This window comes from Flavobacterium sp. AG291 (assembly GCF_003350375.1).
GTDB lineage: Bacteria > Bacteroidota > Bacteroidia > Flavobacteriales > Flavobacteriaceae > Flavobacterium > Flavobacterium suzhouense.
On record NZ_QQAR01000022.1, the window covers coordinates 1 to 13,496 of the forward strand.

The window sequence follows — 13,496 nt, forward strand, 5'->3', positions numbered from 1 at the left end:
GTAACATGGTATGCTACTCTTGAGGATGCTCAGGCGGGTACTAATGCACTTGCTCCTGACACACAACTTGTTCAGGGAGCAACTTACTATGCGACACAAACTATTGATACATGTACAAGTGTTGGTGTATTTGCAGTAACAGTTGACATCGTACTTGACAGAGGAGGATTTGATGTAAAAGCATTCTCATACTATCCAAACCCTGTTAAAGATGTGCTTAACCTTACCTATTCATCTGAAATTACTTCGGTAACGGTATTTAACCTATTAGGTCAAAAAGTTATCTCTCAGGTAGCTAATGCTACTGATGTAAGAGTTGACATGGCATCTCTTGCCGATGGAGCTTACATCGTTAATGTAACTTCAGGTAATACTGTAAAAACAGTTAAAGTGATTAAAAAGCAATAATTGTAACACAGGGTAGTACAAAATACTATCATAAATTAAAGCCACCATTTTTTGGTGGCTTTTTTATTATAAAGGAGTAACTTTGTTAAAAAAATAAAAGGATGCTATTTTCATTAATAATCCCTGTATTCAACAGGCCTGATGAGGTTGAAGAGCTGCTGGAAAGCCTTACTTTACAAACTTATAAAGATAGATATGAGATTGTTATAATCGAAGATGGTTCTTCGATAACTTGTAAAGAGGTTGTCGATAGTTATAGCGACAAACTAAATATTTCATACTATTTTAAAGCTAATAGCGGTCCCGGGGATTCCAGAAATTACGGAATGAAGATTGCAAAAGGAGATTATTTTATTATTCTTGATTCTGATTGTATTATTCCACCACATTATTTAGAAAGTGTAGATTTGAATCTCAAGAAATCTTATGTAGATTGTTTTGGAGGTCCTGATGCTGCTTTAAGTTCATTTAGTGATGTACAAAAAGCAATTAATTTTTCAATGACTTCTTTCCTAACAACAGGAGGAGTGAGAGGTAAGTCGGAAAAGATTGAAAAATTTCAACCCCGAAGTTTCAATATGGGGATATCAAAGAAAGCTTTTGAATCATCAGAAGGTTTTGGTCACATTCATCCTGGAGAAGATCCTGACCTTTCGATACGTTTATGGAAACTTGGTTTTAGCACAAAACTGTTTTCGGACTCTTTTGTGTATCACAAAAGAAGAATTGACTGGGAGAAATTTCACAAGCAGGTAAATAAGTTTGGCAAATGCAGGCCGATACTTGATTTATGGCATCCTGAATATAAAAAGGTTACTTTTTTATTCCCTTCAGTATTTATGATAGGATTAGCACTATCTCTTTTTTTATTATTACTTGGTTATTCTGTAGGAATTTATCTTTACATTTTGTACTTTATCATAATTTTTATAGTATCGGGCATTCAAAATAGAAGTTTTAAGATTGCAGCATTTTCAGTTGTAGCAGTTTTTATACAATTTTATGGATATGGTTCCGGATATTTAAAATCGTTTTTAAAGGTTCATATTTTAAAAGAAGATCCTAAAAAAGCATTTCCAGAATTATTCTTTAAATAATGACAAAAGTAATTGGACTTACCGGAGGAATAGGTAGTGGTAAAACTACTATAGCCAATTTGTTTAAATTGCATGGAATTCCTTTGTATATAGCAGATGATGAAGCAAAAGCAATCTTGTATACAGATGAGGTTATTAAAGAAGTACGTAAAGCTTTTGGGGATTCGATAATGACTGATGGTTTACCTGACAGGGCTAAATTATCTTCTGTTGTGTTTAAAGAGCCAGAAAAACTTCAAATGCTTAATGAGATAATTCACCCTAAAGTCAAAAAACACTTTAAAGACTGGCTGGATAAACAAAATGATTCTCCGTTTATTATAAGAGAAGCAGCAATTTTATTTGAAAGTGGTAGTTATAAAGATTGTGATAAGATTATATTAGTTACTGCTCCTGTTGACTTAAGAATTGAACGTGTCATGAAACGTGATGGTGTTAGCAGAGAAAAAGTTTTAGAACGCATTAATTCTCAATGGAGTGACGATAAGAAAGCTGTATTAAGCGATTTTATTATAGAAAACACAAACCTTGACAAGGCAAAAGAAGAAGTTGACAGAATACTTAAAATTCTGAAAAATATTTAAAATTTTCAACGCTTGTTAATATTTGGTTAATCTATTCAGGCTGTAAATGTTAAAATGTTAATTTTGTATCGATGAACAGGACAAGATTTCGTTTACTGGTATTTTTTATGAGCCTATCCCTTATAGGTATTATACTGGTACAGCTTTATTGGGTCAATCTATCATTAAAAAACAGTGAAGATCAGTTTGCCTACCAAATACATAAGATATTAATACAAGTATCGGAAAGAGTAAAAACACACAGTGAAGATAAATTAGCCCAATTGAAAAAGGCTAATGTCGGTTTAGATGAAAGTGAGATACAAAAAAAAGACTCTGTTGATTTATGGCTGACTAAAGATTTTATCGATGGACTTATTGTAGAAGAACTGGAAAAAGAGCATGTTGATGTAGATTTTGAATTTGCGGTTTATAAAAATCAGCAGCCTACCGATATAAAATCGGATAATTTTAAACATATTGAATATAATTATGAAGATTATCCGTTAATCGACGTAGATGGCACAAGATTTGCACTTATTTTAAGCTTCCCTAAAAAAGAAGTGTTTTTATTCAGGTCGATATTAAATATAACATTGTTGTCTATAATATTTACCATGATAATAATAATTGCTTATGTAAGTGCATTAAATCAGCTTATTAAGCAAAAACAGATTTCTGAGATAAAAACAGATTTCATTAATAATATGACACATGAGTTCAAAACACCTATTGCAACTATAAATCTTGCTTTAGATGCGATTAAGAACCCAAAGATATTCAGCGATTCGGAGAAGGTACAGCGTTATCTTCAGATGATAAGAGATGAAAATAAAAGGATGCATGCCCAGGTTGAAAACGTACTCCAGATATCAAAACTTGATAAGAGAGAACTGGATATAACTAAAGATCAGGCTGATATTCACGATGTAGTTGAAGAAGCTATTGAACATGTTCATTTGATTATTGAAGCCAGGGAGGGAGTGCTGACAAGACATTTTGATGCGCAGAGGACTACCGCCTTATTAAATGATGTTCATTTCACGAATGTTCTTGTTAATATTTTAGACAATGCAATCAAATATTCTCCGGATGAACCCGTTATAGATATTTATACCGAAAATGTAAAAGATTTTATCCTTATAAAAATTAAGGATAATGGTATGGGGATGTCTAAGGTAACTCAAAAAAGGATTTTTGAAAAGTTCTACAGAGAACCCACAGGAGATATACATAACGTAAAAGGACACGGATTGGGTCTGGCCTACGTTAAAAGAATTATAGAAGACCATAATTGCCACATTTATGTGGAAAGTGAAAAAGGAAAGGGGAGCACCTTTATAATAAAAATGCCATTAATAAATTAAAAAAAATATGGAAGAAGCAAACAAAAAGATTCTTTTAGTTGAAGACGATCCAAACTTTGGAGCTGTCCTTAAAGACTATCTGGTAATCAACGATTTTGAAGTTACATTAGCTAAAAACGGAATGGAAGGCTTTGAAAAGTTCAAGAAAGACAATTTTGATCTTTGTATTCTTGACGTTATGATGCCTTACAAAGACGGATATACACTTGCGAGGGAAATAAGAGAAAAGAATAAGGAAGTGCCTATTATTTTCCTTACGGCTAAATCTATGAAAGAAGATGTGCTTAAAGGATATAAGGTAGGGGCAGATGATTATCTAAACAAACCTTTTGACTCTGAGGTGCTTCTTATGAAAATTAAAGCAATCATTCAGAGAAAAGCTTCTGAAACAAAAACGGATAATTCTAAATTTGAATTCCAGATTGGTAAATTCCACCTGAATTCAAAACTACGTTTCCTTACTTTTGACAATGAGGAGCCTATCAAATTATCTCCAAAAGAAAATGAACTGCTAAAAATGCTGGCTCTTCATGAAAACGACCTTATGCCAAGGGAGTTAGCGCTTACTAAAATCTGGAGAGATGATAATTACTTTACTTCAAGAAGTATGGATGTTTACATCGCTAAGCTTAGAAAGTACCTTAAACAGGATGAAGAGGTAGAAATACTTAATATTCACGGTGAAGGTTTCAGACTTGTTGTTAAGAACAAAGTAGCTGAAGAGAAATAAATGAAAATGCCCCTCGTAATAGAGGGGCATTTTTATTTCCAGTTTAGCTCAAGAGCAAAACTTGGCTTGCCGGCTTTTTGTATTGTGAAATAGGTTTGATTATTATCAGATCCTTTTAATATACTTACTTCATCTCCGGCCATAAGTTCCCGAAGGTAATTCATATCAAAACTTTTAAGTTGCTGACGCAATAACGGCTTGTAATCTATATTGTCAAGGCACCATTCAAGATATTTTACATTGTTGGCATGGAAAACAATATCAAGATCGGATAATACTACTTTTCGGCTATTAACTTCTTCTGAAGGTCTTGAAAGTTCAATTTTTTTGAAAGACTCTTGGGTAGGAACCAATTCAGAATATTTTTCGAAATGCTCATGGGGCAATGCAAGTGCTTCCGACTTTCTAAGTTTGGTGTTTAATACAGCCCAGTAGGTTAATGCACTTGCCAGTTTCTTATTACCCAAATACATTTCTAACGCTCTTACTGAACGCGAACCCTGTAAATCAACGATCCATGTTTTTATCGTTATAGTGTCTCCCCATTTGGGTAAAGAGTCAATTTCCAGACGTATACGACTTAAAACCCATGCCTGATCCCTTGTTTGCATATCGATGTAGCTAATACCACCCAGTTCAGCGTGAGCACCTGCCGTAAGCTGTAAAAGATTGCAAAGTTCGGTATGTTTTAAAAGTCCGTTAGGTGTGCATTGAAGGAAATTAATTTCCCAATCCTGCGAAAATATTGAGGTAAATTGTGGAGATATCGGCATTATAAAGTGTTTTCCACAAAAGTAATGATTTCCTGTATGGGAGTAGTAAAATCAAACCATTTAACGTTTTCTGTTCTCCTGAACCAGGTCATTTGCCTTTTAGCAAATCTTCGGGTGTTTTTTTTTATTTCTTCAATAGCAAAGTCCAAAGTGAATTCACCATCAAAGTGACTAAACAATTCACGATAACCTACGGTTTGTAATGCATTCAGTTTTTTGTTTGGGTAAACTGTTTTAGCTTCTTCAATAAGCCCGCTTTCAACCATAATATCTACACGTTTATTGATACGCTCATACATCAGTTCTCTGTCAGCTTCCAAACCAATTACAATGGGCGTAAAGTTTCTGCTATTCTTTTTTACATTCAGAAAAGAAGAATAAGGCTTACCGCTACCAATAGAAACTTCAAGTGCACGCATAAGGCGTTGCGGATTTTCTAAAGCCACCTTTTCATAATGTACAGGGTCGACCTCTTTCAGCTTTTCCTGCAAATAACTTATACCGTTTTTTTCATATGCTGCAATCAGGTTTTCCCTCACGGATATATCAATATCCGGGAAATCGTCAAAACCTTTTAAAACGGCATCGATGTAGAGTCCCGAACCGCCAACTAAAACGGCAAAATCATTATTTTGATAAAGTTCATCAAGCTTAGCAATTGCTTCTCGTTCAAAATCGCCTACTGTATAGTCATCAAAGATGCTTATATTTTGAATAAAATGGTGTTTAGCAGCTTCGAGTTCGTCTTTTGATGGTACAGCTGTACCAATAGCCATTTCTTTAAAAAACTGTCTGCTATCCGCTGAAATGATCTCACATTTAAAATGATTAGCTATTTCAATGGCTAAGGCGGTTTTTCCTATGGCAGTGGGGCCAACTACTATTATGAGATATTTTTTTTGCAAGGTATTTGTTTAGTCATTTAAATGGTAGCCACAATTATAGCAGTAGCGTGCATCATCGCGATGTTTATCTGCACTGCAGTTAGGGCAAACCTGTGTGTTTAGGTTAACTTTTTTATCGCCAATAAGTTCGGCAGTAACAAGTCCGGTGGGTACGGCAATAATACCATATCCTAAAATCATAATTATTACCGATATGAATTGACCTAAAGAGGTTCCCGGTGTAATGTCTCCAAAACCAACGGTTGTAAGTGTAACTATGGTCCAATAGATACTTACCGGTATACTGGTAAACCCATGTTCAGGTCCTTCAATAAGGTACATTATTGTGCCCAGTATTATACAAAGAACCACTACACTAAAAAGGAAAACGGCAATTTTAGCACGGCTTTTCTTCAGGGCAAGAACCAATTGGTTAGAAGCGCCCACAAAGTGTACCAGCTTTAGTATCCGGAAAACCCTTAACAAGCGGATAGCTCTGATAGAAATTAGTACACCCGATCCGGGGAAGAGTAATCCTATATATTTTGGTACAGTAGCAAGAAAATCAACTATACCGTAAAAACTGAAAATGTATTTCCAGGGTTTATTAACAGCAAAGATGCGGGCAATATATTCTAAAGTAAAAAAGATAGTGACAACCCATTCAATTACGGCTAACAACTGACCATGTTTTATTTTTATGGATGCGACGCTCTCAAGCATTACTGCTATAACGCTAATGACAATAAGTATTAGCAGAACGAGATCAAAAAACTTTCCGGCAGGGGTATCAGCTTCATAAATTATAGTATGAAGTTTTTTTCGGAAATTATCTATTTTGCTATTGTCCAATACTAAGAGATTTGCTTATATCAAAAATAATGAATCTACTAAAGACGTACTATTTTTAAGCCTTTCTTTTTTCGGATGTAGTCCTGAATAATTTTTTTTACATCCTTATTGTTATCCATTGGAGTTAGTATGTTTTTCAGGATGTTGATGTTTGTAATCTGATAATTCAGGTTATAGAAAGCATAGCCTTTATATATGCCATTCTCTATAAGTACAGCACTCCGTTCATCAACAGCACGGCCTCTGTCAATAATTATCATGCTCTGATTATGGAAGCTATTATTATTGATGAATTCTAAAACCCTTTCGTTATAGGTTTCAGGAGTTTCATGTCCAAGGCATGCACCATTACAATTGCTAAGCTCATACGGGAAACAATGTTCTTTTTCAGAAGAACTAATTTCATTTATCTTCTGGCAAAGATTATACTTTTCCACAATGGCAAACAAGGCTGTCCTGGCTTCAACAATGCCGGGAAAGGAAACCACTTCCTTCTTGCGGTTATCAGTTTTCTGAATTTTAAGGCATAAATAGCCATGCGAATCTTTTTCGGCATAAAGCGACCAGGGAAACACAGTTTTTTTCAAAGCTCGATTGTAAACGGGCTTGTTTACTTTTATTTCCTGGCATTCTTTAAGAAGGGCAATAAGTTCACTTCCGGTTTCTTCATACTGAACCGAGAAAGCCTCCCTTTGTATTTTTTTAGATTTACGGGCAACACTTGTAAAATGCTGGTTTACCCTCTTTTTTATATTCTTGCTTTTCCCCAGGTAAATTATATCACCTTTTTCATTATAGATGTAATATAGTCCGGTAACAGACGGTATTCCATCAACAAGGTCAAGCAATTTAGGAGAAATGCCTTTTTTCTGCTCTGTTTTTATCAGGCTTGTCAGGATCTCTTTTTCAGTGTCTTTAGCTAATAACAGCTTGAATAGCTGAACAGTTGCCATAGCATCACCGGTTGCACGGTGCCTGTCACTCATAGGTATGCCTAATGCACGAACAAGTTTGCCAAGACTGTGTGATTTTTGTTCAGGAAGCAGTTTTTGTGAAAGCTCAACCGTACAGAGAGTTTGCTTCTCAAAGTTATATCCTAAGTTTCTAAACTCAGTTCGTAGAACACGGTAGTCAAACTGTGCATTGTGGGCTACAATGATACAACCCTCAGTAATTTCAATAATTCGTTTTGCAACTTCATAAAACTTAGGGGCGCTGCGAAGCATGGCATTATTTATGCCGGTAAGCTTAACCACAAAAGGCTGAATGGGTTTCTCAGGGTTGACAAGGCTAATGAATTGGTCTACAATTTCATGGCCATCAAATTTATAAATGGCAATCTCTGTAATACCTTCTTCATTATATTGACCGCCGGTAGTTTCTATGTCTAATATTGCGTACAAAAAAGTAATTCTCTGTTGTTAGGGGAATAGGTTCAAGGCTACAAATTACGTAAATTTAAACTATTATCAATAGCCTATTTATCAAATAGAATTGTTTTAACAATTAACGATGTCCAAAAATGCTACTTCCTATACGCACCATGGTACTGCCACATTCTATCGCGATGTTATAATCACCACTCATACCCATAGAAAGAGTTGTCAGTTGACAGTTATCAGTTAACAGTCCACTCAAATTATCAAAAATGGATTTAAGGTGGGTAAACTCTTTTGTGATCTGGTTTTCATCTTCGGTAAAAGTAGCCATGCCCATCAGGCCGATTACTTTAATGCTTTCCATTGCCCTGAATTCATCGGATGCTAAAAGCTCATTAAGTTCACTTTCATCCATACCAAATTTGGTTTCTTCTTCGGCAATGTGCATTTGAAGGAGACAGTCAATAACACGGTTATTCTTTTTAGCCTGTTTGTTTATTTCTGCCAATAGCTTCAGGCTGTCAACACCGTGAACAAGGCTAACAAAAGGCGCCATGTATTTCACCTTATTGGTCTGAACGTGGCCTATCATGTGCCATTGTATGTCTTTAGGCATTTGGTCATACTTAACTGCCATTTCCTGTATTTTGTTCTCCCCAAAAATGCGTTGTCCGGCATTATAGGCTTCCATAAGGTCAGAAACAGGTTTGGTTTTACTAACAGCTACTAATGTAACGTGAGCAGGTAATTCAGCTTTTATTTCGTTAAGGTTGGATTGTATTGACATATTAGTTGACTGTGTACGGTTTACAGTTATAAGTTGCTATGTGTTACGTTGAAATCTTTAAATCATAATTCATACACCACCAGCCCACTCCTGAACTTGGGCTCTATATACGTACTCTTTGGTGGCATAATGAGGTTATTGTCGGCAAGGTCTTTAATCTCATCAATCGAAGCAGGGTAGAGCATAAAACCAACTTCAAACTCTTCACTGTCTACCATTTTCTTTATTTCAGTTACAGGCTTGCTTCCCGGAATGTAGGAGATGCGTTCGTCATTGCGCAAATCTCCTATGCCTAATAACGGGTGCAGTACTTTTTCATATAGTATTTGTGCATCCAGCGATTCCAATACCGAATTAAAGTTAGTTTTTTTTAGTGAAAGGGCATAAAAATCGCCATCCAGATACATACCGTATTGAAACTTAGTCTGTGGTTTCCATAACTCCTGATGTTTGTTTTCAATGGTAAAATCATTGGCAAGTGCCGCAAGAAAACTCTCCTTGCTGTGTCCGTTAAGGTCGTTAATGATACGATTGTATTCGTAAATCTTAAGGTTGGTTTCACAGATAAGGAAACTCATAAAATAGTTGAGGTTGTCATTGCCTGAAGCTTTATCCTCTTCATATAATAGTTCGGCTGAAGCAGAACGGTGGTGGCCATCAGCAATATATACACTGCCTATAGCATCAAATTGCTTTTGAACCCAGTCGATTTCCTTTTCATCCTTTACACGCCACATTGTGTGTTTTTCCCTGTTCAGTGAAGAAAAGAGATATAAGGGACGTCTTTTCTTTACAGTATCAATCCACTGTTGAAGCTCAGGGTTTTCGGGGTAGGTAATAAGTACCGGTTCGGTATTAAAGCCCGTTTGATGAAGATAATCTTTAAAATATTCAACACGGTAGGCAAGAGTGTCCTCGTGTTTCTTGATAACATTGTTTTGGTAATCTTCTATTGATGTACCGGCAATAATTCCAGTGAAAATTCCGCTTTTTCCTTGTATCTCATACAGATAAAATACGGGCTTGCTTTCCTGCTTAAAGATATTCTCATCTTTAAACTCGTTGTATTTATTCTGCACGGCCCTGAACCGTGTTGTAGCAGATATCTTCTGTTGGTTAACATAAGCAGGGTTAAGTACATGGAGAAAAGAGAATGGATTGTAATCAAGCTGCGAAGCGAGTTCGGCAGGAGTATACTCATCGTAGGAACGCGATGTTACCAGACTCACTTTATCGCGTGTAGGCCTTACTGCCTTAAAAGGAATTATTTTTGCCAACTTTGTTAGTTTAAAGTTTGGGGTTTAAGGTTTAAAGTTCAGCCTCAACTTAATGGGGCTGAACTTTTATGAGGATTTCAGTACTGCATACTGCTACCTGCCTACCGGCAGACAGGCTGAAAACTGAATACTATTTACTGAACATAGCAGCTACTTTCTCTGCTTTTTTGCTCTCTTTGTAATCGTAGAAACCTTCGCCTGATTTTACACCAAGTTTACCTGCCATTACCATGTTTACCAATAATGGACACGGAGCATATTTAGGATTTTTGAATCCGTCATACATTACGTTAAGGATTGAAAGGCATACGTCAAGGCCAATAAAGTCAGCAAGTTGTAATGGACCCATCGGGTGTGCCATACCTAACTTCATAACAGTGTCAATTTCATAAACTCCCGCAACACCATTGTAAAGTGTTTCGATAGCTTCATTGATCATCGGCATAAGGATACGGTTAGCCACAAAACCAGGATAATCGTTAACCTCTACAGGAACTTTGCCTAGTTTTTCAGAAAGATCCATGATAGTTTTAGTAACCTCGTCAGATGTATTGTATCCACGGATGATCTCTACCAGTTTCATGATAGGCACCGGGTTCATAAAGTGCATACCTATAACTTTATCCTGTCTGTTAGTTACTGCAGCAATTTGCGTTATAGATATAGATGATGTATTTGTAGCAAGAATGGTTTTCTCATCACAAAAATCGCTAAGATCTTTAAAGATACGTAGCTTAAGATCAACATTTTCAGTAGCGGCCTCTACCACAAGGTCAGCATTAACAACACCGTCTTTAATGTCAGTATATGTAATGATGTTTCCTATAGTTTTAGCTTTATCTTCTTCAGTAATTGAACCTTTAGCAACCATACGGTCAAGATTAGTAGCTATGGTGTTCATAGCCTTATCTAAGGTTGGCTCAAATTTATCAATTAAACGTACATTAAATCCGCTTTGTGCAAAAGTATGGGCAATGCCATTACCCATTGTTCCTGCACCTATAACTGCAATGTTTTTCATTTTGTTTGTTGTTTGTATGTAGGGTTTTGTTTGTTGTTGTTTTGAGTATTACCTCTTGAAGCAATCAATGATCTGGTAAGCAACTCTTAATGCTTCAGTACCATCTTCAAGCGTAACTACCGGAGTAGTGTTGTTTTTTATGGCATCGGCAAATGTTTCTAACTCATCCAGTATGGCATTGTTAGCGTTTACGTCAGGGTTGTCAAAATATATCTGTTTTTTTATACCTTCAGCATTTTGCAGTATCATGTCAAAATCACCCGGAACTTCAGGTGCGTCCTTCATTTTTACCACTTCACATACTTTATCAAGAAAATCTACCGATATGTAAGCATCCTTTTGAAAGAAACGCGACTTACGCATGTTCTTTAAAGAAATACGGCTTGCTGTAAGGTTGGCAACACAGCCATTCTCGAACTCAATACGGGCATTGGCAATATCCGGAGTGTCACTGATAACCGAAACACCACTGGCATTGATAAGCTTTACTTTCGATTTTACCACGCTTAGGATAACATCAATGTCATGTATCATTAAATCCAGTACCACAGGAACATCAGTGCCACGAGGGTTGAACTCTGCCAGGCGGTGCGTCTCAATGAACATCGGGTTCTCAATTTTTTCTTTGGTAGCAATAAAAGCAGGGTTAAAACGCTCTACATGTCCTACCTGTCCTTTTACATTATATTGTTTGGCAAGAGTTATAAGCTCTTCTGCTTCTTCGATAGTATTAGATATGGGCTTCTCGATGAATACGTGTTTGCCGGCTTCAATAACTTCTTTAGCACAATCATGGTGCGAAAGGGTAGGTGTTACAATATCAACAACATCTACAGCCTGTATAAGTGCTGCTATGGTGTCAAATTTTTTATAACCGAATTCGGCTGCGATTTTATCTGCGTGTTCGCTGTTAGGGTCGTAGAAACCCACAAGTTCATATTTTTCAGACTGGTTAAGTAATCTCAGGTGAATCTTTCCAAGATGACCTGCACCCAGTACGCCAACTTTTAGCATAAGTGTAATTTTTGTGAAACAAAAATACTATTATTTAGTTTGATACAGCAAAAACAGTTCATCAAAAAAGAGACGATTTTGTTGTATTTTTAAATATTATTTTATGGTTGTCTTTCGATTTGACAATACCATATTGTTTGTTATTTTTACCGAAATTAATCTCCTTACCATTGAAAGATACAGCCAAACATCAGGGACTTCGTAATCAGCTTGCTGCGGTTTTGGAACAAAAAGGCATAACCGATAAAAATGTTCTGGAAGCTATTAAAAAAGTGCCAAGACACCTTTTTCTTAACTCGAGCTTCGAAGATTACGCTTACCAGGATAAGGCTTTTCCTATTGGTGCAGGGCAAACCATATCACAACCCTATACTGTTGCTTTCCAGTCACAGCTGTTACAGGTAGATAAAGGGCATTCGGTTTTAGAAATCGGTACCGGTTCAGGGTATCAAACGGCTGTGCTTTATGCAATGGGGGCAAAGGTCTTTAGTGTTGAACGTCAGAATGAACTCTTCAAGACGACATCATTATTATTGCCTAAGCTTGGCATACGTCCAAAGCATCTTTCGTTTGGCGATGGTTATAAGGGATTACCAAATTTTGCCCCGTTTGATAGTGTTATTGTAACAGCAGCAGCCCCGTTTATCCCTAAACCATTGATGGCACAATTAAAAATAGGAGGAAGGCTAGTTATTCCTGTGGATAACGAACAGGGAGTACAAACCATGACTTTGTTGATAAGAAAAAACGAAACCCAGTTTGAAAAGCACGAATTTGGTGATTTCCGGTTTGTACCGCTTCTTGAAAATAAAAACTAAAAAAGCTCTGCATTATGCAGAGCTTTTTTTATTTGAATTCTTTCTTTATCCTGTCAAGGTCGCGTTTGGTATCACGTTCTTTCATGGTTTCACGCTTGTCGAAGTTTTTCTTACCACGGCATAAGCCAATGTCAAGCTTAGCAATACCTTTTTCATTAGTAAAAAGCTTCAGTGGAACTATGGTAAGTCCTTTGTTCTGTACACTCTTTAAAAGACTTTTAAGCTCTTTTTTATTTAAAAGCAGTTTGCGTTCGCTTTTTGGAGCATGGTTAAAACTGCGGCTATAAGCATATTGCTCTATGTTTGTATTGATGGCAAATAGCTCATGTCCGTGAAATTCGCAAAAACTTTCGGCAATAGAAGCCTTACCCAAACGTATGGATTTAATTTCAGAGCCGGCAAGTACAATACCTGCGGTATAGGTTTCGAGAATCTCAAAATCGAACCTCGCTCTCTTGTTTAGTATGTTAACCGTTTTTTGCATAAGGATGGCAAATGTAAGCACAATAGTTTAATGCTACAACTG

General features: G+C 36.4%; 15 protein-coding genes. 6 read left to right on the forward strand and 9 right to left on the reverse strand.

What is annotated here, in order from left to right:
• The 5 genes from DEU42_RS17040 to DEU42_RS17060 all read left to right on the forward strand — a co-directional run.
• On the forward strand, positions 1-408 hold a 408-nt coding region (locus DEU42_RS17040; protein WP_147278152.1), incomplete at its 5' end, for a T9SS type A sorting domain-containing protein.
• 101 nt (positions 409-509) lie between these two features.
• Positions 510-1,505 (forward strand): glycosyltransferase, encoded by a 996-nt coding sequence (locus DEU42_RS17045; protein ID WP_114759543.1) that lies wholly within the window; start codon positions 510-512, stop codon positions 1,503-1,505.
• Positions 1,505-2,089, forward strand: coding sequence for a dephospho-CoA kinase (coaE, locus tag DEU42_RS17050; RefSeq protein WP_114759544.1), 585 nt, complete (start codon positions 1,505-1,507; stop codon positions 2,087-2,089). Before DEU42_RS17045 ends, coaE begins: the two co-directional genes overlap by 1 nt.
• Before the next feature lie 71 nt (positions 2,090-2,160).
• A complete protein-coding gene (locus DEU42_RS17055; RefSeq protein ID WP_114759545.1) occupies positions 2,161-3,435 on the forward strand; it encodes a sensor histidine kinase in 1,275 nt (424 codons plus the stop codon).
• 7 nt (positions 3,436-3,442) lie between these two features.
• Complete coding sequence (locus DEU42_RS17060; protein WP_114759546.1) at positions 3,443-4,165, forward strand: response regulator transcription factor; 723 nt, start codon at positions 3,443-3,445, stop codon at positions 4,163-4,165.
• 32 nt (positions 4,166-4,197) lie between these two features.
• On the opposite strand, the gene DEU42_RS17065 is transcribed toward DEU42_RS17060, so the two are convergent.
• The 8 genes from DEU42_RS17065 to DEU42_RS17100 form a co-directional block, all read right to left on the reverse strand.
• Entirely contained in the window at positions 4,198-4,938 is a 741-nt protein-coding gene (locus DEU42_RS17065) for an acyl-[acyl-carrier-protein] thioesterase (protein WP_114759547.1), read from the reverse strand.
• Positions 4,938-5,843 carry a tRNA (adenosine(37)-N6)-dimethylallyltransferase MiaA gene (gene miaA / locus DEU42_RS17070; RefSeq protein ID WP_114759548.1) on the reverse strand — a complete coding sequence of 302 codons (906 nt, stop codon included), beginning with the start codon at positions 5,841-5,843 and terminating at the stop codon, positions 4,938-4,940. The genes DEU42_RS17065 and miaA overlap by 1 nt, the downstream gene beginning before the upstream one ends.
• A 9-nt stretch (positions 5,844-5,852) precedes the next feature.
• The gene (locus DEU42_RS17075; RefSeq protein ID WP_114759549.1) at positions 5,853-6,674 is read right to left on the reverse strand and encodes an ion transporter; all 822 of its coding nucleotides are present in this window, start codon (positions 6,672-6,674) and stop codon (positions 5,853-5,855) included.
• 38 nt (positions 6,675-6,712) lie between these two features.
• Positions 6,713-8,077 (reverse strand): exonuclease domain-containing protein, encoded by a 1,365-nt coding sequence (locus tag DEU42_RS17080; RefSeq protein ID WP_114759550.1) that lies wholly within the window; start codon positions 8,075-8,077, stop codon positions 6,713-6,715.
• A gap of 103 nt (positions 8,078-8,180) precedes the next feature.
• Complete coding sequence (locus DEU42_RS17085) at positions 8,181-8,840, reverse strand: YggS family pyridoxal phosphate-dependent enzyme (RefSeq protein ID WP_114759551.1); 660 nt, start codon at positions 8,838-8,840, stop codon at positions 8,181-8,183.
• A 62-nt stretch (positions 8,841-8,902) separates the two neighbouring features.
• On the reverse strand, positions 8,903-10,117 hold the full coding sequence (locus DEU42_RS17090; protein WP_114759552.1) for a DUF1015 domain-containing protein: 1,215 nt from the start codon (positions 10,115-10,117) through the stop codon (positions 8,903-8,905).
• Positions 10,118-10,247: 130 nt separating this feature from the next.
• Complete coding sequence (locus DEU42_RS17095; RefSeq protein ID WP_114759553.1) at positions 10,248-11,138, reverse strand: 3-hydroxyacyl-CoA dehydrogenase family protein; 891 nt, start codon at positions 11,136-11,138, stop codon at positions 10,248-10,250.
• Between the two features lie 48 nt (positions 11,139-11,186).
• Positions 11,187-12,152: a Gfo/Idh/MocA family protein gene (locus tag DEU42_RS17100; protein ID WP_114759554.1), complete on the reverse strand. Its 966-nt coding sequence runs from the start codon at positions 12,150-12,152 to the stop codon at positions 11,187-11,189.
• A 170-nt stretch (positions 12,153-12,322) separates the two neighbouring features.
• On the opposite strand from DEU42_RS17100, the gene DEU42_RS17105 reads away from it, so the two are divergent.
• Positions 12,323-12,970 (forward strand): protein-L-isoaspartate(D-aspartate) O-methyltransferase, encoded by a 648-nt coding sequence (locus DEU42_RS17105; protein ID WP_114759555.1) that lies wholly within the window; start codon positions 12,323-12,325, stop codon positions 12,968-12,970.
• A gap of 28 nt (positions 12,971-12,998) precedes the next feature.
• Here the strand turns inward: DEU42_RS17105 and smpB are convergent, their stop codons facing one another.
• The gene (smpB, locus tag DEU42_RS17110) at positions 12,999-13,454 is read right to left on the reverse strand and encodes an SsrA-binding protein SmpB (protein WP_114759574.1); all 456 of its coding nucleotides are present in this window, start codon (positions 13,452-13,454) and stop codon (positions 12,999-13,001) included.
• Positions 13,455-13,496: the final 42 nt, after the last annotated feature.